The organism is Streptomyces sp. NPDC002490 (genome assembly GCF_040296045.1).
Classification (GTDB): Bacteria; Actinomycetota; Actinomycetes; order Streptomycetales; family Streptomycetaceae; genus Streptomyces.
The window spans coordinates 155,211-179,441 of record NZ_JBEOWM010000004.1; the positions used below are offsets into that span (position 1 = coordinate 155,211).

The 24,231-nt window shown below is 75.6% G+C and carries 21 protein-coding genes and 1 pseudogene; 16 read left to right on the forward strand and 6 right to left on the reverse strand.

The genetic code is table 11. From position 1 onward, the window contains the following. The first annotated feature begins 107 nt into the window (after positions 1-107). Positions 108-605: a hypothetical protein gene (locus tag ABT092_RS04210; protein ID WP_351239557.1), complete on the forward strand. Its 498-nt coding sequence runs from the start codon at positions 108-110 to the stop codon at positions 603-605. A 309-nt stretch (positions 606-914) separates the two neighbouring features. After that, positions 915-2,495, forward strand: a complete 1,581-nt coding sequence (locus tag ABT092_RS04215) for a SulP family inorganic anion transporter (RefSeq protein ID WP_351239559.1) — start codon at positions 915-917, stop codon at positions 2,493-2,495. A 91-nt stretch (positions 2,496-2,586) separates the two neighbouring features. Here the strand turns inward: ABT092_RS04215 and ABT092_RS04220 are convergent, their stop codons facing one another. Beyond that, positions 2,587-4,287 carry a CocE/NonD family hydrolase gene (locus tag ABT092_RS04220; RefSeq protein WP_502968383.1) on the reverse strand — a complete coding sequence of 567 codons (1,701 nt, stop codon included), beginning with the start codon at positions 4,285-4,287 and terminating at the stop codon, positions 2,587-2,589. A gap of 91 nt (positions 4,288-4,378) precedes the next feature. Between ABT092_RS04220 and ABT092_RS04225 the strand changes: the two genes are divergently transcribed. The 3 genes from ABT092_RS04225 to ABT092_RS04235 all read left to right on the forward strand — a co-directional run bounded on the left by ABT092_RS04225 (position 4,379) and on the right by ABT092_RS04235 (position 6,288). Further along, complete coding sequence (locus ABT092_RS04225; protein WP_351239561.1) at positions 4,379-5,095, forward strand: TetR/AcrR family transcriptional regulator; 717 nt, start codon at positions 4,379-4,381, stop codon at positions 5,093-5,095. 110 nt (positions 5,096-5,205) lie between these two features. Further along, complete coding sequence (locus ABT092_RS04230) at positions 5,206-6,078, forward strand: polysaccharide deacetylase family protein (RefSeq protein WP_351239563.1); 873 nt, start codon at positions 5,206-5,208, stop codon at positions 6,076-6,078. Positions 6,079-6,096: 18 nt separating this feature from the next. Then, complete coding sequence (locus ABT092_RS04235) at positions 6,097-6,288, forward strand: hypothetical protein (RefSeq protein ID WP_351239565.1); 192 nt, start codon at positions 6,097-6,099, stop codon at positions 6,286-6,288. Positions 6,289-6,304: 16 nt separating this feature from the next. On the opposite strand, the gene ABT092_RS04240 is transcribed toward ABT092_RS04235, so the two are convergent. Continuing rightward, entirely contained in the window at positions 6,305-6,973 is a 669-nt protein-coding gene (locus ABT092_RS04240) for an ABC transporter (protein ID WP_351239567.1), read from the reverse strand. Further along, positions 6,970-7,953: an ATP-binding cassette domain-containing protein gene (locus ABT092_RS04245; RefSeq protein WP_351239569.1), complete on the reverse strand. Its 984-nt coding sequence runs from the start codon at positions 7,951-7,953 to the stop codon at positions 6,970-6,972. The genes ABT092_RS04240 and ABT092_RS04245 overlap by 4 nt, the downstream gene beginning before the upstream one ends. An 82-nt stretch (positions 7,954-8,035) precedes the next feature. On the opposite strand from ABT092_RS04245, the gene ABT092_RS04250 reads away from it, so the two are divergent. The 6 genes and pseudogenes from ABT092_RS04250 to ABT092_RS04275 all read left to right on the forward strand — a co-directional run bounded on the left by ABT092_RS04250 (position 8,036) and on the right by ABT092_RS04275 (position 15,154). Then, on the forward strand, positions 8,036-8,758 hold the full coding sequence (locus ABT092_RS04250) for a peptidyl-tRNA hydrolase (RefSeq protein WP_351239659.1): 723 nt from the start codon (positions 8,036-8,038) through the stop codon (positions 8,756-8,758). Positions 8,759-8,935: 177 nt separating this feature from the next. Beyond that, a complete protein-coding gene (locus ABT092_RS04255) occupies positions 8,936-9,802 on the forward strand; it encodes a hypothetical protein (RefSeq protein ID WP_351239571.1) in 867 nt (288 codons plus the stop codon). A gap of 150 nt (positions 9,803-9,952) precedes the next feature. Beyond that, positions 9,953-10,714, forward strand: coding sequence for a DUF4142 domain-containing protein (locus ABT092_RS04260; RefSeq protein ID WP_351239661.1), 762 nt, complete (start codon positions 9,953-9,955; stop codon positions 10,712-10,714). Between the two features lie 180 nt (positions 10,715-10,894). Continuing rightward, positions 10,895-12,292: an MbnB/TglH/ChrH family RiPP precursor modification enzyme gene (locus ABT092_RS04265; RefSeq protein ID WP_351239573.1), complete on the forward strand. Its 1,398-nt coding sequence runs from the start codon at positions 10,895-10,897 to the stop codon at positions 12,290-12,292. A 241-nt stretch (positions 12,293-12,533) separates the two neighbouring features. Further along, the gene (locus ABT092_RS04270; RefSeq protein WP_351239575.1) at positions 12,534-13,388 is read left to right on the forward strand and encodes a TIGR04222 domain-containing membrane protein; all 855 of its coding nucleotides are present in this window, start codon (positions 12,534-12,536) and stop codon (positions 13,386-13,388) included. A 135-nt stretch (positions 13,389-13,523) separates the two neighbouring features. Further along, a pseudogene (locus ABT092_RS04275) lies at positions 13,524-15,154 on the forward strand (alpha/beta hydrolase). A 12-nt stretch (positions 15,155-15,166) separates the two neighbouring features. Here the strand turns inward: ABT092_RS04275 and hemQ are convergent. Together hemQ and hemG are read right to left on the reverse strand one after the other, a co-directional pair. Beyond that, the gene (hemQ, locus tag ABT092_RS04280; protein WP_351239577.1) at positions 15,167-15,886 is read right to left on the reverse strand and encodes a hydrogen peroxide-dependent heme synthase; all 720 of its coding nucleotides are present in this window, start codon (positions 15,884-15,886) and stop codon (positions 15,167-15,169) included. Positions 15,887-15,891: 5 nt separating this feature from the next. Further along, complete coding sequence (hemG, locus tag ABT092_RS04285) at positions 15,892-17,373, reverse strand: protoporphyrinogen oxidase (protein ID WP_351239579.1); 1,482 nt, start codon at positions 17,371-17,373, stop codon at positions 15,892-15,894. A 191-nt stretch (positions 17,374-17,564) separates the two neighbouring features. Between hemG and ABT092_RS04290 the strand changes: the two genes are divergently transcribed. Next, positions 17,565-18,602 carry a DUF4349 domain-containing protein gene (locus tag ABT092_RS04290; RefSeq protein WP_351239581.1) on the forward strand — a complete coding sequence of 346 codons (1,038 nt, stop codon included), beginning with the start codon at positions 17,565-17,567 and terminating at the stop codon, positions 18,600-18,602. A gap of 10 nt (positions 18,603-18,612) precedes the next feature. Then, on the forward strand, positions 18,613-19,998 hold the full coding sequence (locus ABT092_RS04295) for an FAD-dependent oxidoreductase (RefSeq protein ID WP_351239583.1): 1,386 nt from the start codon (positions 18,613-18,615) through the stop codon (positions 19,996-19,998). A gap of 39 nt (positions 19,999-20,037) precedes the next feature. Here ABT092_RS04295 and hemE read toward each other — a convergent pair whose 3' ends face one another. After that, positions 20,038-21,114 carry a uroporphyrinogen decarboxylase gene (gene hemE / locus ABT092_RS04300; RefSeq protein ID WP_351239585.1) on the reverse strand — a complete coding sequence of 359 codons (1,077 nt, stop codon included), beginning with the start codon at positions 21,112-21,114 and terminating at the stop codon, positions 20,038-20,040. Between the two features lie 103 nt (positions 21,115-21,217). On the opposite strand from hemE, the gene ABT092_RS04305 reads away from it, so the two are divergent. The 3 genes from ABT092_RS04305 to ABT092_RS04315 all read left to right on the forward strand — a co-directional run bounded on the left by ABT092_RS04305 (position 21,218) and on the right by ABT092_RS04315 (position 24,226). Then, positions 21,218-21,889 (forward strand): DUF3000 domain-containing protein, encoded by a 672-nt coding sequence (locus ABT092_RS04305; RefSeq protein ID WP_351239587.1) that lies wholly within the window; start codon positions 21,218-21,220, stop codon positions 21,887-21,889. Positions 21,890-22,192: 303 nt separating this feature from the next. Then, positions 22,193-22,849: a LuxR C-terminal-related transcriptional regulator gene (locus ABT092_RS04310; protein WP_351239589.1), complete on the forward strand. Its 657-nt coding sequence runs from the start codon at positions 22,193-22,195 to the stop codon at positions 22,847-22,849. 78 nt (positions 22,850-22,927) lie between these two features. Continuing rightward, complete coding sequence (locus tag ABT092_RS04315; RefSeq protein ID WP_351239591.1) at positions 22,928-24,226, forward strand: HRDC domain-containing protein; 1,299 nt, start codon at positions 22,928-22,930, stop codon at positions 24,224-24,226. Positions 24,227-24,231: the final 5 nt, after the last annotated feature.

Here is a 24,231-nt window from a genome sequence, read left to right on the forward strand (position 1 = left end):
TCGGACGTTGATGCTGACGGACGGTCGACCGACATCGCAGCCACTTCGGAGCGCCACTTTGTCGACCCCCCGGGAGCAACGGACACGAGCAACGGGGAGGTGAACGCATGGACGACGGCATCCGGACCCGTGTGCACTCCTACGCCCTCGCCGTACTGCTGTTCGCCCTCCACCTGTTCGTCCCCGCTTCGCCCTTGGCAACCGCACACGTTCCCGAGCGGGCCCTGTCCCCGCCGACCGGAACGGGCACGGGCCCGCCCGCGGGCCCCGCCGCCACCACCACGGCCGCCCTCGGCACCCTCGTGCTCCCCTCCCTCCCGCACCCCGCACCAGAGGAACGGACCGCCCGCGCGGCCGAGCCGGTCCCCACCCACGACCACCTGCGCCACCGCAAGCCCGTCGAAGAGCGCATCCAGGCGCTCCGGGCACGCGACCGCTACCGCTGCGAGGAACACGCTCCGCAGCAACCGCTACTCCCGGACCCCCTCGGCGCCGTCGCCGTCGCGTGCCCCCCACCCGCCGCGGACGGCCCCGGGACCGGTTTGCCCTCGGCCCGGCTCAGACCGGCCGAACGCACCGTGGCCCTCCAGGTCTTCCGCTGCTGAGGGCTTCCCGCAACAGCCGGCGTCACGCCGGTTCACCCGAAAGACTCAATGCCGGGGACGGAAACACCGACGTCCCCGAGCCGGTCGTCGGCTGGATCAGGCAGCACCAACGGCTTCAGCGGGTTCCACCGCACCGCCCGGCTCCCCGCCGGGCCGCCATCGGGCCGTGCCCGGTCCCGCCGCGGGCCCTCATACTTCAGCCCACGCGGAGCCTGGTCGGTCCTTCCTGCCTGATCCGCCTACACACGCCTGCCCCCCGTTTCCCCCACACGTAACACGCGCGCCCCGCAGCGCGCAGGAGGCATCCGTATGAACACCCTCAATGGGCGCACCAAGCGTCCCGTCTCCGCCGGCCCCCCGGGCTCGGCCGCTTCCTCCGGCGACTCCGGTTGCCCGGCGGATTCCGTTCCCCCTTCCCGCTCCCCCTTCCGACTCCCCACGCTGCGACAGGACTTCACGGCCTCCGTGGTCGTCTTCCTCGTCGCCCTCCCCCTGTGCGTGGGCGTCGCCGTCGCCTCCGGCGTCCCGGCCGAACTCGGCCTGGTCACGGGCATCGTGGGCGGATTGATCGCCGGGGCCCTGCCCGGCAGCAGCCTCCAGGTGTCCGGTCCTGCCGCCGGACTCACGGTGCTCGTCCTGGAAGCTGTGCGCGCCTACGGGCTCGCCGCGCTGGGCGTCATCGTCCTGGTGACCGGAGCGCTCCAACTCCTCATGGGCGCACTGCGCTGGGGCCGTTGGTTCCGCGCCATCTCCGTGTCGGTGGTCGAGGGGATGCTCGCCGGCATCGGTCTCGTCCTGATCGCCGGTCAGCTGTACGCGATGACCGGCACCGACGGTCCCGCCGACGGACTCGACAAGATCGCCGGCCTGCCCGGCATGTTGGCCGACTCCTTCGGCTCCACCGCGGCCCGCGCCTCGCTGCTGCTCGGGGCGGGCACCATCGCCGTCCTGGTGCTGTGGCGGCGCATCCCGCACGCGGCCCGGTTCGTCCCGGCGCCGCTGGCCGCGGTGGCCCTGGCCATCGTGGTGTCGGCGACCTTCTCGCTGCCGGTGGCGAAGGTCGAGGTCACCGGGTTGCTGGACGCCGTGCGGCTGCCCGAGGCCGATGACTTCGGCACCCTGGCGAACGTCGGCATCCTGGGCACTATCCTCGCCTTCACCCTGATCGCCTCGGCGGAGTCGCTGTTCAGCGCCGCCGCGGTGGACCGCATGCACGACGGTCGACGCACCGACTACGACAAGGAGTTGATGGCCCAGGGAGCCGGCAACACCGTCTGCGGCCTGCTCGGTGCGCTGCCGATGACCGCGGTCATCGTGCGCAGTTCGGCCAATGTCCAGGCGGGGGCCAGGACCAAGGCGTCCCGGATCCTGCACGGCGTCTGGCTGTTGCTGTTCGCCGCCCTGTTCCCGGCGGCGCTGGCCGTGATCCCGCTGCCGGCGCTGGCCGGCGTGCTGGTGCACGCGGGCTTCAAGCTCATCCCGTTCCGCGCGCTCCCCCCGCTGTGGCGCGACCACCGCGGCGAAGTGGTGATCCTCGGGGTCACCGCCGTGTCCATCGTGGCCATCAGCATGTTCGAGGGCGTCCTCATCGGGCTGGCGATGGCCGTCGTCAAGACCGCCTGGGAGGCTTCGCACGTGCGTCTGGAGGTGCAGGACTCCGGCACCGGGCCGGTGCGTGCGGCGCTGTCGGGCAATGCGACCTTCCTGCGCCTGCCCCGCATCCTCGACACCCTGGAGGCACTGCCGCACGCCCGCCCCGTGGAACTGGACCTCTCGGGGCTCCACCACCTGGACCACGCCTGCCGGACCGCGCTGGAGAACTGGGCCGCGCGGCACGGCGGCAGCGGCGCGGACCAGGTGACCGTGACTCCGGTGCAGAGCAGGACCTGAGCCGGGGTCACGGGCGCGACACGCGCCCGTGACCTCACCGGTCCCCGACCCGGCGGGCCGACGCGGGAACGCCCGCGTCGGCCCGCCGGTGTCATCCCGACGGGCGCCCGGGCTCGGAGCCGTGGGGCAGGGTCAGCGCCGATTCGGCGTACAGGGTGATGTGCACCGGGGTGTACGAGGTGGCGTCCAGTGCGGGCGTCCCGTCGCCGGTGCCCCGGGCGTAGCGGGGGTGGGCTCCCCCGCTAATCTGCCAGCGCAGCCGGTGGCCGGCCGGGAAGCGGTGGGCGGTGGAGCTCATCGGCGCCGTGACCGTCGTGGGCGAGCCCGGCTCGGCGTGCACCCGGGCGATGCCGTCGCAGACGTTGGTGGAACGCCCCCGCAGGTCCACGTCGCACAGCCGGACGAAGACCTCGCCGTGGCCGGTGTCGGTGGCGACGACCAGGCGCGCGGAGACCGGCCCGAGAACGTCCAGGGGCTCGGTCAGCGGGGCGCTGGTGAAGGTGAGGACGTCGGCCCGGGACTCCAGGGTCCGGTTGTCGCGCGGGCCCGCGCCCAGGGAGAGCAGGGGGCCGCCGAGGGACGGGGTCGGGTCGTCGGGGTCGTAGCGGAAGGTCGCCACCGGCTCGGAGGCGGTGGGGGCGAGCCGGGTGAGGTGTCCGCCGGGGAGCGGGTGCCACGAGCCGGCGGTGGTGGTCGACGGCCAGTCGTCGAGGTCCTGCCAGGCGCCTTCGCCGCCGAGGTGCACGCGCACCGGGGTGGGGCGCAGGGCGGAGCGGTCGGCGAGCAGATGGGCGCGGAGCCAGCCCAGGGTCTCGGCGAACACCTCCGGCCACCCCTGTTGCATCGCGGACTGGTGGGTCCACGGCCCGACGAGCAGTGAGGTCTCGCAGCCGGCCCGGCGCAGTCGCCGGTACTGCTCCAGGCTCTGGTCGAGCAGCAGGTCGTGCCATCCGGCGATCAGACCGGTGGGCACGGTCAGCCGGTCCATCGGTTCGGTCAGCGCCGCGCCGTGCCAGTACGGGTCCTCCGGGTCCGGGTGGGCCATCACCTCGTCCAACCAGGGCGCCCGGTCCCCGAGCACGAGGGCGTGGGCGCCGCGCAGGGGCCGTGCGGTGGTGATGGCGCGCAACCGGCGCCGGAGGCGGAACATCGCCCCCAGGAGGGCCGCCGTGCCGCGGTGTTGGCAGGCCATGCCCACCCCGACGAGGAGGGCGTTCTCCAGGTTCAGGACGCCCCGGGTGTGGAACTCGGCGTGCGGGTCGTGCAGTCCGACCTGCACCACCATGGCCTTCAGCTCCGGCGGCGGGTCCAGGGCCAGGGCCCACTGCACGTAGCCCAGGTAGCTCGGGCCCACGGTGCCCAGCACGCCGTTGAACCAGGGCTGTTCGCGCAGCCAGGAGACCGTGGCCAGGCCGTCGAGCGGCTCGTTGCGCCACAGGTGGAACGAGCCGCCGGAACCGCCGGTGCCCCGACAGCTCTGGAGGACCACGTGGAAGCCCTGCTCGGCGAAGAGCAGACCGTACAGGGGCGCCCACGGCAGGCCCCGGCCGTAGGGCGAGCGGACCAGGAGGGTGGGGAAGTCACCGGCCGCGCGGGGGAAGTAGTGGTCGGTGAGGAGCGGGCTGCCGTCGGCGGCCGGCACCACCAGTCCCCGTTGCCGGCCGACCTCGTGGCGCTTCGCCGGCAACCCCCGCCAGCTCGCCCTCATCATCCGTGCGGACAGGGCCGGCTTCCCGGCCGGCGGCGTCCAGGCGGACCACCCGGGTTCGCCCTCGGGCATGCGTGATGACATCGTCCCCTCCTTTATTCCGTACGTTGTACTAGAATAGAGGATGCTTGGATGGCCCCACCTCGGACACCTCGACCAACGGGAGGGGGAGCGCATGACCGCGCCCCGCGACAGGGGGGCCGACGCCCCGGGCACCGACCCCGAACGGCTCTGGCTGGGCCCCAGCGAGCCCCGCCGGGGGCGCAAGCCCTCCTTCAGTCGGGAGACGATCACCTCGGCGGCGGTGGCCCTGGCGGACGCGGAGGGACTGGAGGCGGTCACCATGCGGCGGGTGGCCGCCGCGGTCGGCGCCGGCGTCATGTCGCTCTACAGCTACGCCCCCGACAAGGAGACCCTGCTGGAACTGATGGTCGACCAGGTCAGCGGCGAACTGCCCGCGGAGCCGCCCACCGGCGACTGGCGCGCCGACCTGAAGGCCGTCGCCCGGGCCCAGCGCGCCCACATGCTGCGCCACCCCTGGCTGCCCGCGGTCCTGTTCGCGCACCGCACTCCGGGCCCCCGCACCCTGGCCTTCCTGGAGCACGTGCTCACCGTCCTGCGCCCCAGCGGACTGGACGGCGCCGCCAAGCTGGAGGTCTTCTCCCAACTCACCGCGTTCGTGGCGAGCCACGTCGGCTACGAACTCACCCGGACCGCGGCCCGCCCCCCGGAGCGCGTGGCGGCCGAGTCGCGCTACCTGGCCGCGGTCGCCGCGGACGGCCGCCACCCGGAACTCGCCGCGGCTCTCACCGCCCCCCGGCGTCCCCTCACCCCCGAGGCCACCTTCACCCGGTTCCTCAACCGGCTCGTCGACGGCCTGGAGAGCGACTGAACCCCCGCCGCCGGGCCCCGGGAGGGCAAGCGGGTGACGTTCCCGGGCCCCCTCCGCCCCCGCTCCCCGTCACCACGGAAAGTGCGCTCATGTGACGATACGTTCAGAAAATGATCTTTTCTGTGCGGAGAATCCTCGTCCTCGCCCTCTGCGCCGGCTCCGTGCTCACCGGCTGCGGCACGGAGACCGCTCCGGGCGCCCGACGCCCGTCCACCACCGTCTCCCCCGCACCGGACCCGCCCCCGGGGCCGCCGGTGATGGCACCCGGACCCGGCGGTCTGACCCCCGTCCTCACCCACGGGCGACGGGACGCCGGCCGGACCGTGGCGCTGACCTTCGACGCCGACATGACCGCCGACCAGGGCGCCCGGGCCGCGGCCGGGGAACGGTTCGACAACCCGGGCCTGATCGCCGCCCTCCGGGAACTGAAGGTGCCCGCCACGGTGTTCATGACCGGGCGGTGGGCCGAGCAGTACCCGGACCAGGCGCGGTCCATCGGCCGCGACCCGCTGTTCGAGGTCGCCAACCACTCCTACAGCCACCACGCGTTCACCGCCGACTGCTACGGACTGCCGACCGTGGCGCCCGAACGGATGCGGTCCGACGCCGAACGGGCCACCCGCGCCTTCGACGCGGTGGGCGTGCGCAACCAGGTGCCGTACTTCCGCTTCCCCGGCGGGTGCCACGACGAGCGTGCGCTCCGGGCGCTCGCCCCGACCGGAGCGACGGCCGTGCAGTGGGACGTGGTGAGCGGCGACGCCTTCGCCACCGACGCGGGCGCGGTGGCCCACCAGGTGCTGGACGGGGTGCGGCCCGGCTCGGTGGTCGTGCTGCACTGCACGCGCAGCGCCGCCCCCACGACCGAGCGGGTCGTCCGGGACGTCGTCCCCGAACTGCGCGGGCGCGGGTACCGGTTCGTGAAGGTGTCCGAACTGATCGGACAGCACCCGGCCGCCGCCGGCGGGCCCGTGGCCGGGCGCTGACCGCCCTACCCTGGAGGCATGGACGAGTACCGTGCGGACCGACCCGGTCGACCCGCCTCCCCCACCACCGCGGCGACCGGAGTCCAGGGACCGTTCGCCGAGTGCGTGCTGTGCCGGGAGGTCACCGAACACCCGGAATCGCACCGCGGGATCACCCTCTGCCCGCGGTGCGAGTGGCTGGAGGCCCAGCGCTCCGCCTGCTCGGGCTGACCTGCCGGGGGCCCGGTCACCGTCCCCGGGCGCTGAGCGCGCAGACCAGGGCCGACACCCCGGCGGCGACCAGCACCGCGGTAGCCGTGGGAGCCAGCAGCAACGGAACCGTCCCCTCCCGGGAGCCCTCGGTCAGCGCCGTGAGCACCGTCCTGACCGGTGAACCGGCCGCGATCAGCACCGCGCCGAGCCCCAGCAGCATCGCCAGGAGCCCCCACCCCCGTGACCGCAGCACCGGCCGGGTGGTGAGCGCGCCCACCGCCGCGCCCAGCAGCACGCAGGTCAGCGCGGCGAGCAGCCCGCAGGCGCCCGCGGCCGGCCGGGACAGTTCGCGGGTGCCGGTGTCGTTCACGGCCCCGCCCACGGCGGTCACCACCACGACGGCGGTGAGCCCGACGGCCCCGGCCGCCCCCGACGCGGCCAGCAGGGCGGCCAGATGGGCACGCGGCGGACCGTGCGGCGCCGCGGTGCAGCCCCGGGCCTCGGGCGGCTCGTTGCCGACGCCGATCCGCACCAGCCAGGCGGTGACGGGCACCAGTGCCGCGGCCACCAGGCCCAGCGATCCGAGGAGCGGCTCGCCGGACCGGATGCCGACCACCAGCACGCCCGCGTAGAGGACCAGCGGCGCCAACCAGCGCTGGGAGCGCAGCAACAGCGCCGTGTGGTAGCGCACCAGCGCGATCACGGACGGACCTCCCCGCCGCCGCGGGGAGCGTCCACCGCGCCGTCCTCGCGCCCGGGCCCACCGGCGGCGGGGAACGCCCCCGCCCGGTGGACGGTGACCACGTGCCAGGGACGGCGGGCGGTGAGCAGGGCGCGCAGCACCTCGTCGGACGAGGAACGGTCGGTGGTGAAGCGCACGGTGCCCGCCGGCGTGCGCGCGGCGCGGACGCCGGCGGGTAGCGGCGGCGGCTCGGCCCCGGCCGGCCCCTCGGCCACGATCACGGTCCGCGGTTCGGGTCGCGCCCCGCCCGACGGCCCGGTGCGACCGGTCCCCTCCGCCGTACCGGAGGCCCTCCCCTCCTCGACGGTGATCAGCAGGTCCGCCCGGCCGGCGAGGTTCGTCCGCCGGTGGTCGACGAACACCACGGTGGCACCGGCCTCGACGCGCTCCGCCACGGCGGCGTTCAGTTCGGCGTGGGCGTCCGGGTCCAGACCGCTCCACGCCTCGTCCAGGACCAGCAGGCCGGGCGGTGCGAGCAACGCCTGTGCCAGGGCCACCTTCTGGCAGGTGCCCTTGGACAGGGTGGACAGGGGCGCCGTGGTGTGGGGCCCGGCACCGAGGCGTTCCAGCCAGTGGCGGGCGGCCCGCTCGGCGGCCGACCGGTCCAGCCCGTGCACCCGCCCCACGTGGACGAGGTAGCCCAGGGCGGTGAAGGGGAGGCGGGGCGGGAAGCGTTCGGGGACGTACGCGGTGTGCGGACGCCCGGTGACCCGCCCCTCGGTGGGCGCGTCGAGCCCGGCGACCAGCCGCAGCAGGGTCGACTTCCCGCTGCCGTTGACCCCGTGCACCCGGACCAGCGCACCGGGCGGCAGGGTCAGGTCGACGCCGCGCAGCACCCAGCGGCTCCGCCGGCCGTACCGTCGGCCCACCCCGGTCAAGCGGATGCCGGGCGGGGGTCGGTGGGCGGGACGTCGGAACCGTAACGGGAGGGGTGCGCGCATGGGAGAGATCATGCCCCAGGCCGCCCCGGCCGGCGCCGGCGCGGTCCGGGAGGTGTTCCGCGGCAGCTGGCAGACTGGACGGATGAGCAGCGAAGAAGCCGTGTCCGAGGGGCAGGGCCACGTGCCGGAGGGGCCGAATCCGCGCGACCAGGCGCCGCAGTTCGTGCTGCCGATGGTGGTGCGGCTGGAACGCACCGAGCCCCCGGAGCGCACGGACGCCCTGGAGACGGCGGCCCGGGCGGTGCTCGTCCTGTTGAGCGACCCGCGGGCGGCGGGGGACGGGCCGTGGGCGGAGGCGGTGCGGCAGTGGGAGGACGCCCGCATCCGCAAGGTGGTGCGGCGCGCCCGGGGCGCCGAGTGGCGCCGGGCCGAGGCGCTGCCCGGCATCACGGTGACCGGGAAGTCCGCGCAGGTCAGGGTGTTTCCGCCGATCCCGCTGGACGGCTGGCCCAAGGACCTGGCCCGGCTCCAGGTCTCGGGCACCGAGCTGATCGACCCGCACCCCCCGGGAGCGCCGGAACCGGGCGGCCCCGTGCTCTGGCTGAGCCCCTCGGCCACCATGACGGCGGGCAAGGCGATGGCCCAGGCGGGTCACGGCGCCCAGTTGGCGTGGTGGGACCAGTCGGACGCGGAACGCGCGGCGTGGCGGGCGGCCGGGTTCCCGTTGTCGGTGCGGACCGCCGACCCCGGGCGCTGGCCGGAGCTCCTCGCCGGTGGGACGCCGGTGGTGCGGGACGCCGGTTTCACCGAGATCGCCCCCGGGGAGACGGTGGTCGTCGACGGGCACCGGGGCTTGCGCGACTGACCCGGTCCCCGCCTCCCCCGCTCTCCTCGCACACCAGTCCGACGCACAACGTAACGCCTTGGTGACGATATGTCACCGGAGTCGCGGCGGCGACCCCCGCACGCCATCGTCGGGTGGGCAAGGAGCGCACCGCCGGACCAGGGCGGGCGCGGGGCGTGGAACGTGGGGGTGTGGCGGATGGTGGACGTCCTGATCATGGCGGTCCTGGGGGCCTTGGGCCTGGTGTTGCTGGCCTTGTGGCAGCAGGCGCGGGTGCTGCGGCGGACGAACCTCGGCGTCCCGGGGCCGTACCGGTCCGCGGGTCGGGCCCGGCGGACCCCGGCCCTGGTCGGGGCCCTGGTGGTGGCAGCGGGTGCGGCCCTCGCCCTGACCGCGCCCTGGGCCGGCGACCGTGCCGGCGGCGGGGCGCAGGCCCGCGCCGACCACCGGGGCGGGGGTGGGACCCCGGCGCCCGGGGCGCCGGACGGCACCGGCGCGCCCGAACGCGCCGACCACCGCGCCACCGCCGGCCCCGAGGGCGCGGTGGACGACGGCGGGCACGACGGAGCGGACCGCACCGGGACGCACGGCGGGGACGCCGCGGGCACCCCGCCCGCGCTCGACGGGGTCGGCACCCCGGCACCGCGGGCACCGCGACCGACGGACCGCGCCCCGCGCCCGGCCGCCCCGGAGGCCACCGCGACGGCCGGGAACGGGGGGCACCCCGGCACGACCGGCGCCACGACGAGCGGGGGCGCAGCCCCGACGGGCGGCGGTTCCGGGGCGGGCACCGGGTCGAACGGCAGCGGTGCCCCCGGCGGACCGACAAAGCGGCCGGGCGGAACGCCCACCGGCACCGCCGGCGGCACGGGGCCCGGATCGGGCGGTGCCGGCGGGTCGGACGGCGGACCCGGCAGCACGGGCGGCACCGTCCCCTCCCCCGGCCCGAGCCCTTCCCCGAGCACGCCCGCCCCGCCGCGGACGGGCGTCACCCCGCCGCCGGTGCCCTGTCTGATCGGTGCCCTTCCGCCGCTCCTCGACCTCCGGGTCTGCCTGTTCCGGTGAGCCCGGCGGCCCCGTTGTGGCGGGCACCGGGCACCCGGTCGTCCGTCACCGTCCCGCGGCCCGCTTGGAATACCCGCCGGGTCGACGGTTGGATGCGGGTACCCCGTGCTGCGAGGGCACGGGGGCACCACGCCCGGGAGGCTCCTAGTGCTGCGGCGCATCAACGGCACGACCCTGATCATCGGCGCGCTGACCGCCACCCTGGTCGCGCTGGCCTTCCCGGTGTGGTCGTACGCCGATCGCGCGGGGACACCCCGGGCGCACCTCGCCGCGGGCACCGTGCCCACCCGGTGGGGCCCGTTGTCCGCCGCCGACCGGGACTTCGTCGTCCGGGTCCGGCTCGCCGGGCTGTGGGAACTCCCGGCCGGCCAGCAGGCCGTGGAACGCGCCCCCACCGAGGCGATCCGCACCGCCGGGGACCACCTCGTCGTGGGCCACACCGACCTCGACCGGCGGGTGCGGGAGGTCGCCGCCCAGCTCGGCATGGAGCTGCCCAACCAGCCCACGGAGCAGCAGCGGGCGTGGTTGCAGCAGCTCACCGACGCCACCGGCGTCCAGTACCAGAAGGACTTCGCGAACCTGTTGCGGGTGGCGCACGGCAAGGTGTTCGCACTGATCGCCCAGGTCCGCGACACCACCCGGAACACCCTGGTGCGGCAACTCGCCACCGACGCCAACCAGACGGTGCTGGACCACATCACCGTGCTGGAGAACACCGGGATGGTCGACTTCGACGCGATCGCCAACGGGGCGGCCACCGCCACGGCGAGCCCCACCGGCCCCCCGCCGCCCGACGGCCCCGTCCCGCCCGCGCCCGCGGTCACCGCGGACGGGGACATCTCGACCACCTCGCGCCCCTCCGCGACGGTGCCCGGAGTGGTCAACACGGACCGGGCGGAACCTCAGAACTAGCTCTGAACATCTTCCCCACGGGTTGGGCCGCGCGCCCCGGGGCGATGATTCCCACGACGCGCGCGCCTCCCGGCACATCGCCGTGCCGTCCACCCGGGCGTCCACCGGGACGAGGCGGCGCAACGGGGGCGGGACGGCCGCGGCACCATCGAGACGGCGCGGCGCACGAAGGAGGGGACCATGACGAGCACGTGCGTGCTCCGCACGGCGGCACCGAGGGCGATCAGACTGGGCACCGGCATCGGTTGGCGTCCCGAGATCGCGGACGCCATCGAGCGGATGCCCGGCATCGACTGGGTCGAAGCCGTCGCCGAGAACCTCTGCCCGGGGCATCTGCCGGAGTCCCTGGTGCGGTTGCGCGAACGGGGCGTCACGGTCGTTCCGCACGGGGTGTCCCTGGGGCTCGGCGGCGCGGAGCGGCCCGACGCGGGTCGGTTGGCCGCCCTCGCGGCCCGCGCCGAGGACCTCGGCTCCCCGCTGGTCACCGAGCACATCGCCTTCGTCCGCGCCGGCGGCCGGTTCACCGCCTCCCCGGTGCTGGAGGCCGGCCACCTGCTGCCGGTCCCCCGCACCCGGGACGCCCTCGACGTGCTCTGCGAGAACGTGCGCATCGCCCAGGACGCCCTGCCGGTCCCGCTGGCCGTCGAGAACATCGCCGCCCTGATCTCCTGGCCCGACGAGGAGATGACCGAGGGCCAGTTCCTGTACGAGTTGGTGGACCGCACCGGGGTGCGGCTGTTGATCGACGTGGCCAATCTGCACACCAACCACGTCAACCGGGGCGAGGACCCGTCCCGGGCACTGGACGAGCTGCCGGTGGAGGCCATCGCGTACGTCCACGTGGCGGGCGGGGTCGAGCGGGACGGCGTGTGGCACGACAGCCATGCGCATCCGGTGCCGCAGGCGGTGCTGGACGTGCTCACCGACCTCGCGTCCCGGGTGCAGCCGCCGGGCGTGCTGCTGGAGCGGGACGAGGACTTCCCGTCGCCAAAGGAGCTGGAGCGGGAGGTGGCCGCGATCGGCGCCGCGGTGGACCGGGCCCGGCCCGCCTCCCGCCGACCGGCCGCCGCACCGGTCCGGGTCCGGCGCGACGAGCGGCCCGAGCGGCCCGAGGGGCCGGCGGACACCGATGCGTCCGGCTCGCCGGGCGCCCGGCAGCGGGTTGCCCTGGCCCAGACGGCGCTGCTGTCCGCGCTGGTGGCCGGGACGCCGGTGCCCGAGGGCTTCGACCGGGCCCGACTCGCCGTGCAGGGCCGGGCCTTGCTGGCGAAGCGGGTGGGCGTGGTCGCCAAGGTCGCCCCCGAGCTTCCGGTGATCCTGGGCGGCTCGTACCGCACGGAGTTCCTCGCGTACGCGCACCGACGGCCGATGACCGCCGGGTACCGGCACGACGCCCTGGGCTTCGCCGCCCACCTGTTGCGCCACCGACGGCCCCACGATCCGCGCACCCGGCGGGAGTTGACGCAGTGGTGGGTGGACCGGGCCGGTGCCCGGCCGCCGACCGGCTCCCCGTGGAACAGGGCGGTGCGCGCGTTCCGGGTCGCCCGCGCCCTGCGGTCCCCCGAGACGAGGGTCTGAGCGGGCGTCGAGGGGCATCCGGCCGGAAGGAGTGACTCCGGTACGTCGTCCGGCAGAGGGAACGAGGCACCCGCGGCGTACCCGGACCACCCGGGGGGACCATGGTCCGCGGACCGCGGGAACGGCGCATTCCGCCCCGGAAGCCACCGCAGGCCCCGGGAACACCACGACGCGGCAACTCCCGTTCCACATGGCGGATAAGGAATGGCGACCCCCCGGACGGGTCGCATAGAACACCGCCATGTTGTGGCTCCTGCTCCTGTCGGCCTGTGCGGTGGCCGGCACCTCCTGCGCCCGCCTCTGCCGGGCGGCCGTCCACGCGGCGGTCGCGGGCGCGCCCGCGCCCCACGGACACCGGCTGACCGTCTACGAGGCGGCCTACCTGTCGGGCGGTCCGGTGCGCGTCGCCGAGGTGACGATGGTGTCGATGGCGCGCCAACGGCGCCTGCTGCTGGCCCACACCGGCTGGGTGACCGTGGTGGACCCGCACGGCCGGGACGCCCTGGAACGTGCGGTGCTCCGGGCGATCGGCAGCGAGGGGCAGTCCCGGATCGCTCCGGTGCGGGCGGCGACCGCGGGCGGCGCGCCGGTGCAGGCGCTCGCCGACCGTCTGGTGGCGGCGGGGCTCGCCGTGCCGGAAGAGACCCGCAGGACGGTCCGGAGCGCGCTCCGACAGGTACGGGGCGCGCTCCTGGTGGTCCTCGGCCTCGGCGGGGTGGCGCTGTTCACCACGCCGCCGGACGCGGGCGGTTCGTCCTCCGCCGTCGCCTGGTTCGCCCTGCCGCTGGTGCTGACGGTGAGTTGCCTGTTGATCGCCCGGGTCGAGGGTCGCCCGTACACCGGGTGGGCGTCGGGGCCGGGCCGGCGGTTGCTGTGCGCGCTGTCGGCACGGCCGGACGGGGACGAGCGGACCTATCTGACCGCGGTGGCGGTGGCCGGGGTGGCCGCGGTCGGCGATCCGGGGCTGGTGACGGCGTTCGCCCACCGGGACCGGACGGTCCACCGGGAGCACGGGCACCGCACCCGGCCCGGCGACCGCGGCGGCCGGGGGGACCGGGACGACCCGGAACGGGGGCCCGCCCGACGCGGTCGATGAGCCGGCGGTGTGCCCCTCGGGGGCATTCCCCGACATCGGCCCCCCGGTGCTTTACACCCCTCCCCCTCGCCCCGATCATCCCTTGCGTCGGATCGTCGTGGGGTGCCCGAGCAGGGCGCGCAGGGCAGGAGCACCATGAGAGCAGCCGCCCACCGGACCACCGCCCTGCTCCTCGCCCTGGTGTGGGCCGTCCCGGCGGCGCCCGGCCCGGCCGCCGCAGTCGGGCGACCAGCCGGGCCCGTCGCCGAGACGGCCGGGGTGCGGGTCGCCGCCGCCCGGGCGGCGGCGCACGGCGTCCGCTTCGGCCCGTGCGCCGAGCAGGAGGACCTGCCCGCGCCCGTCGAGTGCGGCACCGTCGAGGTCCCGCTGGACTACGCGCACCCGGACGACCGTCGGTTGACCCTCACCGTGAGCCGGCTGCCGGCACTGGGCACCGACGCGGCGGGGGAACGGGTGGCGCACCAGGGTCCGTTGGTCTTCCATCCGGGCGGGGGTGCGGGGAGCCGGTACTTCCCGCTGGTCGGTGAGCTGCCGACCTGGCGCCGCATCGCCGGCGCCTACGACCTGGTGGGCTACGCCCCGCGCGGCACCGACCGCTCCGCCCCGCTCTCCTGCCAGGAACCCCGGCACTTCGTCAAGGCGCCCACCCCCTCCCCGGCACGGCCCTCGACCTCGTACAAGAAGGAACGCGCCGCCGAAGCCGCCTCCTACGCGCGGGGCTGCGCCCGCCGCGCCGGGGACGCGCTGGCGCACCACACCACCGCGAACGGCGCCCGGGACCTCGACGTCCTGCGGGCCGCGCTCGGCGAGGAGCGGCTGACGTTCATGGGGGTGGGCTCCGCGACGTACCTCGGCGCGGTGTACGCGACGCTGTTCCCGGCGCGGGTGCGGCGGATGGTCCTGGACTCGGCCCTCGACCCGCGCCCGGAGCGGATCGGCTACCCCCAGCACCTCGACCGGGCGGCGGCGGTCGAGCGCCGGTGGACGGACTTCCTCGCCTGGGTCGCCCGCCACGACGACGCCTACGGGCTGGGCGGCTCCACCGCCTCGGTGCGGCGCTCCTACGAGGAGGTGCGGGCGGCCGTCGCCGCGGAACCCGCGGGCGACCGGGTCGGGCCGGGCCAGTTGCACCGGGCGTTCCTGCGGGCGGTGGCCTACGACGACCACTGGCCGCTGTTGGCGGCGGCCCTGGACGCCTTCCACGAGGGGCGCCCCGAGCTGCTGGTCGCCCAGGCCGCACCGGTGCCGGACGCGGCGGCGGAGGAGGAGAACGCGTACGCCGTGCGGACCGCCACCGCCTGCAACGACGCGCCCTGGCCGACGGACTTCGCGGTCTGGGACGCGGACCACACCGCGGCGGCCGAGGCCGCGCCCTTCGGCACCTGGGAGGAGGCGTGGGCGGTGCTGCCGTGCGCGTACTGGCCGGCGCCCCGGCAGGAGCCCCCGGCGGTCGGGGCGGACGCCGAGGTGCTCGCGCCGACCCTGGTGCTGGCCGCCGAACGGGACGCGATCGCCCCGTACCGGGGGCCCGGGAGCTGCACGCCGGGCTCGGCGGCTCGCGGCTGGTGACCGAGCGGGGCGCCGGCCAGCACGGGCTCGGCGGCGGCCCGAACGACTGCGTGGGCGCCCATCTGGACGCCTACCTCCTGGACGGGACGCTGCCCGCGGCGGACGCGGAGTGCGCGGCGCACCCGGAGCCCCGCCCGCTGGCGCTGCGCACCACGACGCGCGGGCCCGCCCCGGCGCACCGGGCGGGCCCGCGCTGAACGGTGCGGAGGTCAGGCCAGCGAGGCGACCAGTTCGGCCACGCTGCGCCGGCGCCCGGTGTAGAAGGGCACCTCCTCGCGGACGTGCATCCGGGCCTCGGAGGCGCGCAGGTGCCGCATCAGGTCCACGATCCGGTGGAGCTCGTCCGCCTCGAAGGCGAGGATCCACTCGTAGTCGCCCAGCGAGAAGGAGGCGACGGTGTTGGCCCGGACGTCCGGGTAGCCGCGCGCCATCTTGCCGTGGTCGGCGAGCATCTTGCGGCGCTCCTCGTCCGGCAGCAGGTACCACTCGTAGGAACGGACGAACGGGTACACGCTCACGTAGTCGCGCGCGGTCTCGTCGGCGAGGAACGCGGGGATGTGCGACCGGTTGAACTCGGCGGGCCGGTGCAGCGCCATGTTGGACCAGGTGGGCGCGAGGGCGCGGCCGAGACGGGTCCGACGGAAGAGGTTGTACGCCTCCTGGAGGGCGTCGGGGGTCTCGGCGTGCCACCAGATCATCAGATCGGCGTCGGCGCGCAGCCCCGACAGGTCGTAGGTGCCCCGGATCACGACGTCCTTGGCAGCGAGCTGCTCGAACAGCTCCTCCACCTCGTCGGCGTACCCAGAGCGGTCCTCCGGGAGGAGGTCGCGGAGGGTGAAGACGGACCACAGCGTGTAGCGGATGACCTCGTTGAGGTCCTTGGCCAGCTTGCCGCGGTGGGGAATCCTTGCGGGGGCGTCGTCGCTCATGTCCTTCATTCTCCTGCGCCGCCGTGGCGGCTCTGCACCGGGTTCCTCATCAGGTGTTCCGTCCGGTCCGGAGCACCGAGGAGCAGTTCGGCCGCGGCCCGGCCGCCGGCCACGCACGCGGGGATGCCGACGCCGTCGTAGGCGGCGCCGCAGACGGCGAGGCCGGGCAGCGCGCCCAGGCGGGCGCGGACGCGGGCCACCCGGGCGTGGTGGCCGACCGGGTACTGCGGGATGCCGTCGTGCCAGCGGGTGACCCGGGTGTCGACCGGGCGCGCGGTCAGTCCGAGGGCGGCGCCCAGGTCGCGGCGGGCCGCGGCGACCAGGTGGTCGTCGTCCTTGGCCAGGTCGGCGGTGTCGCCGTGCCGGCCCACCGAGGCCCGCACCAGCAGCAGTCCGGGGGTCTCGGCGGCGATCCAGCCCCACTTCTGGGAGGCGAAGGTGGACGCCTTGACGGTGTGTCCGTCGATCGGCGGCACCAGGAAGCCGCTGCCCGCGGGCAGCGTGGCGTCGGCGCGGCGGTAGGCGAGGGTGACCAGGGCCATCGAGGCGTACTCGACGGCCGCCACATCGGCCGCGGCGGCCGGGGATTCGGCGGCGAGCAAGCGGGCGGCGGCCGGGGCGGGCGCGGCGAGGACCACCCCGTCGGCGGTCAGGGTGCGGTCGCCGGCGGTGACCTCCCAGCGACCGTCCGGGGTGCGGCGCAGGGCGGTGGCCGCGGTGGCCGGCAGCAGGGTGCCACCGCGGGCCCGGACGGCGTCGGCGACGGCCGCCGGGAGGGTGCCCACCCCGCCCTCGACGCCCATGAAGACGGGGCCGGGCGCGGCGTTCTCGGCGGCCCGCTGCTGGATCGCGCGCGCGGCCGCGGTGAGCGTCGGACGGGTGCGGGCGGCCTCGTGGAGCTGGGGCATGGTCGAGCGCAGCGAGAGCCGGTAGGCGTCGCCCGCGTAGACCCCGCCGAGCAGGGGCTCCACCAGCCGGTCGACGACCTCACGGCCCAACCGGGCGGCGACGTAGGCGCCCACCGCGATGTCCTCGTCGAGTTCGGCGGGATCGACCGGGGGCAGGGTGTCCTCGGCCCTCGCGCGCTCCAGTCCTTCGGGCGACAGGATGCCGGCGAGGAGTTCGGGGGCCGCGGGCACGCCCATGACGTGGCCCTTGGGCATGGGGCGCAGCGCGCCGCGGGTCCACACCGAGGCGGAGGTGGTGGCCGGGGGCACCAGCCGGTCGCCCAGGCCGACCTCGCGGGCCAGGTCGAGGGCTTCGGGGCGGCGTGCGAGCAGTGACTCGGCCCCGAGGTCGACGCGGGCGCCGGCGACCTCGCCCGGCAGCAGCTTGCCGCCGAACCGGTCGGACGCCTCCAGCACCGTGACCTCGACCGCGCCGTCGACCGCCGTCAGGAGGTGGAGGGCGGCGGTGAGGCCGGCGATGCCCCCGCCGATCACGACGAAACTGCGGGCCCCGCCCGGGGGGGTGTGCTCTGCGCGCATGGCTCCACTCTGTCAGAGGGCGGTGGGGGGTTCGCAGGGCCCTTGGTCCCGCGGACCCGGGACCGAACGGCGGGCGGCGATTCCGAACCGTGATGCGTTCGCGATGCGCCCGCGACGTCGTGGCGGGGGCCCGGGCCGTCGAAGCAGTGTCAGGGGCCGGTGGTCCGAGGTGTTCCGGGGGGAGACCCAGAATGCGTGTGCAGCGACGTTCGGTACGGCGGCGGTCCGGTGGCCCCGCGGGGTGGCGGGTGTCCGGGGCGGTGCTCGCCGCCGGTCTGGTGCTCGCCGGGTGCTCGGGCTCGGACGGGACCTCGACCGCGGACTCGATGGCCCAGTCCAAGCCGTACGTCCCCGAGGGGGGCGGGGCCCGGGCCGAGGCGGCGGAGGGGAGCCCGGGGGCGGCGGACCGCGCCTCGGGGGCCAAGCCCCTGAAGCCGGGTCAGCTGGCCGAGCGGAAGGTCATCAGGACGGCGGAGCTGAGCGTGCGGGTCGAGGACGTGTCCCGGGCGCTGGCGACGGCCCGGGCCGCGGCCGAGTCGGTCGGCGGCATGGTCGGCGAAGAGTCCACGGAACGCGACGACGAGGGGCGCGAGCACTCCGAGGTGGTCCTGCGGGTCCCCCAGGACCGCTACGCACAGGTGCTGGAGCGGCTCGGGAACACCGGCACCGTCCTGAGCCGGAACACCTCCGCGCAGGACGTCACCGAGAAGGTCGTCGACGTGGAGACCCGGCTGAAGAACCAGCGGGCGAGCGTGGCACGGCTGCGCGAACTGATGGACCGGGCCACGAGGATCAGCGACGTGGTGGCGCTGGAGGGCGAGTTGAGCAGCCGTCAGGCGGAGTTGGAGTCGCTGCTGGCCCAGCAGGAGTCCTTGAAGGGCCGGGTCGCCCTGGCCACCGTCACCCTGTCGCTCACCGAGGGCGCCGGACGGGAGGACGACGGGGACGACGGGTTCGTGGACGCGGTCGGCGACGGCTGGGGCGCCTTCCTGGCGATGCTGCGGTGGGTGACGGTCGCCCTCGGTGCCGCCCTGCCGTTCCTGGTGCTGGGCACCGTGCTGGCGGCGGGGTGGCGGCGGCTGCTGCGGCCCTGGCGGCAGCGGCGTGCGGCCCGGACGACCGCGGTGAGCGCGACGGGCGTGCCGGTGGCGCAGCCGTCCCCGGCGGGTGACCGCCCGACCGGGCCGCCGCAGGCGCCCGAGGGGGGCGAGCGCACCCCGTCCGCGTAGCGTGGAGCGCATGAACGATTCGAGGGAGCGGCTGGTCGTCGTCGGCGGCGATGCGGCGGGCATGTCCGCCGCATCGCAGGCGCGCCGGCTGCGGGGCCCGGCGGAGTTGCAGATCACGGCGTTCGAGCGGGGGCACTTCACGTCCTACTCCGCCTGCGGCATTCCCTACTGGGTCGGCGGCCAGGTGCCGGAGCGGGACGAACTGATCGCGCGGACCCCCGAGGAGCACCGGGAGCGGGCGATCGACCTGCGGACCCGTACCGAGGTGGTGGAGATCGACCCCGAGCGGCGTCGGGTGCGCAGTCGTGACCTGGATTCCGGGGCCGAGGAGTGGACGCCCTACGACAAGCTGGTGATCGCCACCGGCGCCCGCCCGGTGCGTCCGTCGCTGCCGGGCTTGGACGCGCCCGGGGTGCACGGGGTGCAGACCCTGGACGACGGGCAGGCACTGCTGGACACCCTGGAGCGCACCCCGGGGCGCCGGGCGGTGGTGGTCGGCGCCGGGTACATCGGCGTGGAGATGGCCGAGGCGATGATCAACCGGGGGTACGAGGTCACGGTGGTCAACCGCGGCCGGGAGCCGATGTCGACGCTCGACCCGGACATGGGCCGGTTGGTGCACGACGCGATGAGCTGGCTGGGCATCACCATGGTCAACGACACCGAGGTCACCGGGGTCCGCACCGGGGACGACGGTCGGGTGCGGGCGGTGACCACCACCACGGGGGAGTTCCCGGCCGACGTGGTGATCCTGGGTCTCGGGGTCCGGCCGGAGACGGCGTTGGCGCGGGCGGCCGGGCTGCCGCTGGGCGAGCACGGCGGACTGCTGACGGACCTGGGGATGCGGGTGCGCGGCCAGGACGCGATCTGGGCCGGCGGGGACTGCGTGGAGGTCCTGGACCTGGTGTCCGGGCGGGACCGGTACGTCCCGCTGGGCACGCACGCCAACAAGCACGGGCAGATCGTCGGGACCAACGTCGGCGGCGGGTACGCCACCTTCCCCGGGGTGGTGGGGACGGCGGTGTCCAAGGTCTGCGACCTGGAGATCGCCCGGACCGGGCTGCGGGAGAAGGACGCCCGGGCCGTGGGGCTGCGCTACGTGACGGCGACCATCGAGTCGACGAGCCGCGCCGGGTACTACCCGAACGCGCGGTCGATGACGGTGAAGATGCTGGCCGAGCACCGCACCGGGCGGCTGCTGGGGGTGCAGATCGTGGGCCGGGAGAGCGCGGCGAAGCGGGTGGACATCGCGGCGGTGGCGCTGACCGCGGGCATGACCGTGGAGCAGATGACGCACCTCGACCTCGGCTACGCGCCGCCCTTCTCCCCGGTGTGGGACCCGGTGCTGGTCGCCGCGCGCAAGGCGGTCCGGGCGGTCCGGGAAGCCGGCTGGTAGCGGGGCCGGCGGCCCCGCACGGGGCCGCCGGTCGGCGCGTCAGCGGGCGGTGCGCTCGTGGACGTCCGCCACCAGTCGGGTGAGCGCGTCGGGGTCGGTGTCGGGCAGCACGCCGTGGCCGAGGTTGAAGACGTGGCCCTCCAGGCCGCGGGCGGCTTCCAGCACCTCGCCGGTCTTGGCGGCGACCGCCTCGGCGCCGGCGAAGAGCACGGCCGGGTCCAGGTTGCCCTGGAGCGCCTTGCCGGGACCGACCCGGCGGGCGGCCTCGTCCAACGGCACCCGCCAGTCGACGCCGACCACGTCGGCGCCGGCCTCGCCGAGGTCGTGGAGGAGTTCCCCGGTGCCCACGCCGAAGTGGATGCGGGGCACGCCGTACCCGGCGACGGAGGCGAAGACCTTGCGGGAGGCGGGGAGCACCGAACGGCGGTAGTCGACGGGGGCGAGCGCACCGACCCAGGAGTCGAAGAGCTGCACGGCGCTGGCGCCGGCCTCGATCTGGACCTTGAGGAAGGCCGAGGTGATGGCGGCGAGCCGGTCCAGCAGGTCGGCCCAGAGCTGCGGGTCGCCGTACATCAGCGCCTTGGTGTGCTCGTGGTTGCGGGACGGGCCGCCCTCCACGAGGTAGCTGGCCAGGGTGAACGGGGCGCCCGCGAAGCCGATCAGCGGGGTGGCGCCGAGTTCGGCGGTGAGCAGTCCGACGGCCTCGGTGACGTACGGAACGTCCTCGGGGGTGAGGTCGCGCAGCCGGTCGAGGTCGGCGCGGGAGCGGATCGGACGCTCGATGACCGGGCCGACGCCGGGCTTGATGTCGAGGTCGATGCCGATGGCCTTCAGCGGGACCACGATGTCGCTGAAGAAGATCGCCGCGTCGACGTGGTGCCGGCGGACCGGCTGGAGGGTGATCTCGGTGACGAGATCCGGCTGCATGCACGAGTCGAGCATGGCGATGCCCTCGCGGACCTTGCGGTACTCGGGCAGGGAGCGGCCCGCCTGGCGCATGAACCAGACCGGCGTGTGCGGTACCGGTTCGCGGCGGCACGCCCTCAGGAAGGCGGACTGCTGGACGTCCGGGCGGGCGGGGGTCGACCGGTCCGTGGGGATCTCGTTGGCGCTCACGGGTCAGAGTCTCCCATGCGGCCGGGGGCGCGATCCGGACAGCCCTCGTGCCGACGGGTGTCCCTCCCCGCACCGCGGGCGGGTTCCCCTTAACCTTCCCGGCATGGCTGCGGCTCAGGAACGACTGTCGGACGGCGCTGACGGACCGGACAACGGCGGGGGGGCACCGCACGAGAAGCCGACGGACGGCGGTCCGCCGGCCTTCCGTGCGGCGGTCGACGCGCTGCGCGCGGCCCGGGGGCGGGCCGAGGTGGAGATCGACCCGGTTCCGCCGCCGCGGCGGCTCGCCCCGTACGCGTACGCGCTGGAGGCGGCGGTCGTCGACGGCGACGAGGACCTGGCGGACGGGCGGCTGGTGCTGCTGCACGATCCGGCGGGGCACGACGGGTGGCGGGGCACCTTCCGCCTGGTGACCCTGGTGCGGGCGGAGCTGGAGGCGGAGATGGCGGCGGACCCGCTGCTGCCCGAGGTGTGCTGGTCGTGGCTGACCGGCGCCCTGGACGGGCGGGGCCTCGGGTGCGGGGAGCCGAGCGGCACGGTGACCCGCGCGGGCTCGCACTACTTCGGGGGGCTGGCACCGCGCCCGCCAGCCTCGCAGATCGAGATCCGGGCCTCGTGGACCCCCGAGGAGGACGCCCGGGGGGTACCGGACGCCGCCGCCCACCTGGCCGCGTGGTGCGATCTGCTGGCGCAGGTCGCGGGGCTGCCCCCGGCCCCCTCCTCCGACGCCTCCGTGGTCACGCTGCCGCAACGCCGCGGGCCCCGGACGTTCTGAGGGCGGGGCGCGCGGACGGCGCGCCCGCTCACGGCGGGCGTGCGCGGGTGGGGGCCGAGGGGCGCAGGCAGGGGGTGCGCGGCCCGGGGTACGACTCCCGGGCGAACGAGGGCGACGATGGGCGAACAGTCGCCCGCAACGATCGACCAAGCGTCCGAATTGCACGATTTGTTCTCACGAATTCGTGATCTTTCCCTAAAGGCGACCGGGTTTGGTGCCGAAGAGGTCTGTGACCTTGAAAGCGACGGTTCATCCCGGCTCCATCCCCAACGCCGGCCCGTCCCGCCACCCCAGGAGGGCCCCGTGTCCGTTCTCCTCGAGCAGCCCGCAAGCCTGGTCGCCTATCGTCCGAACAAGCCGACCGCCATGGTGGTCGTGGCGGACCCGCGGGTCCGCTCCACCGTCACTCGCCACCTGTGGGCCCTCGGGGTGCGCGACGTCATCGAGGCCTCGTCCATCGCGGAAGCCCGCCCGCGCGTCGGCAACCCCCGCGACATCTGCGTCGCCGACGTCCACCTCCCCGACGGCAGCGGGCTGACGCTGCTGTCCGAAACCCGGGCCGCGGGGTGGCCCAACGGCCTCGCCCTCTCGGCCGCCGACGACATCGGCGCCGTCCGCAACGCCCTCGCCGGCGGAGTGAAGGGCTACGTCGTCACCGGCACCCGCACCAACCTCGGGCTACCCACCCGGCCGGGGGCCGCCCCCATCGGAGGCGCCCGGATGCACCGCCGCCCCCCGGGCGCCCCCAGCCACCCCGGCGGGTACCGGGAACTGTCCGGGCGCGAGGTCGAGGTCCTGCGCCTGGTGGCCGAGGGCCAGTCCAACAAGGCCATCGGCGTGTCGATGGGGCTCTCCGCGCTCACCGTGAAGAGCCACCTCGCCCGCATCGCCCGCAAACTGGGCACCGGCGACCGCGCCGGCATGGTCGCCGTGGCCCTGCGCACCGGCATCATCCACTGACCGGAACCCCTCACCCGCGCGTCCGTCGACGGAACGTTCCGTCGGCGGACGCGGTGTTTTCGCAAGTACCCTTGACAGGTGACAGACGCCCAAGAGACCGCAGCAGCCATCTCACTGCGAACCACCGGGGGCGCCCCTCCGGACGACGACGTCACCGGCGTCACTCCGGAGCGCGACCCGGTCGCCCTGCTGGAGCCCCGCGAGGGCATCCCCCCGGTCGTCGCCGACGCGGACGCCCTGGCCGAGGTGGTGTCCGCCTTCGCCCGGGGCAGCGGCCCCGTGGCGGTGGACGCCGAACGCGCCTCCGGCTACCGCTACGGACAGCGCGCCTACCTCGTCCAGCTGCGCCGCCAGGGCGCCGGAACGGCACTGATCGACCCCGTCGCCTGCCCCGACCTCTCCGCGCTCGGGCGGGCCCTCGACGACACCGAGTGGGTGCTGCACGCGGCGACCCAGGACCTGCCCTGTCTGCGCGAGATAGGCATGCTGCCGACCTCGCTGTTCGACACCGAGCTGGCCGGACGGCTCGCCGGCTTCCCCCGGGTGGGGCTCGGGGCGATGGTCGAGAACGTCCTCGGGTACGTGCTGGAGAAGGGGCACTCGGCCGTCGACTGGTCCACCCGCCCGCTGCCCGAGCCCTGGCTGCGGTACGCGGCGCTCGACGTGGAACTCCTGGTCGACCTGCGGGACGCCCTGGAGAAGGAGCTGGAGCGGCAGGGCAAGCTCGACTGGGCCCGACAGGAGTTCGCGGCGATCGCCGCCGCGCCGCCCCCGCCCCCGCGCAAGGACCCGTGGCGCCGGACCTCCGGGATGCACAAGATCCGGCGCCGCCGGCAGATGGCCGTGGTCCGGGAGCTGTGGGAGACCCGGGACCGGATCGCGCGCCGCCGGGACGTCTCGCCCGGCAAGGTGCTGGGCGACGCCGCCATCGTGGAGGCCGCGCTGGCACTGCCCGCGAACGCCCGGGCGCTGGGCGCGCTGCCCGGCTTCGGCGGGCGGACCGGACGGGGCCGGCTGGAGCAGTGGCAGGAGGCCGTCGACCGGGCCCGGGCACTGCCCGAGGCGGAGCTGCCGCAGCCCGGGCAGACGGTGACGGGCCCGCCGCCGCCCCGGGCCTGGGCCGACAAGGACCCCGTGGCGGCGGCCCGGCTCTCCGCGGCGCGGGCCGCGGTGTCCCGGCTCGCCGAGGAGCTGGCCATGCCCGCGGAGAACCTGATCGCACCCGACACCGTGCGGCGGGTGTGCTGGGAGCCGCCGGCGGTGGTGACCGCGGAGTCGGTGGGCGCGGCGCTGACCGCCCACGGGGCCCGCGCCTGGCAGGTCGAACAGGTGACGCCGCTGCTGGTGACGGCGCTGCACACGGCCGCCGAGGAGTGACGGAC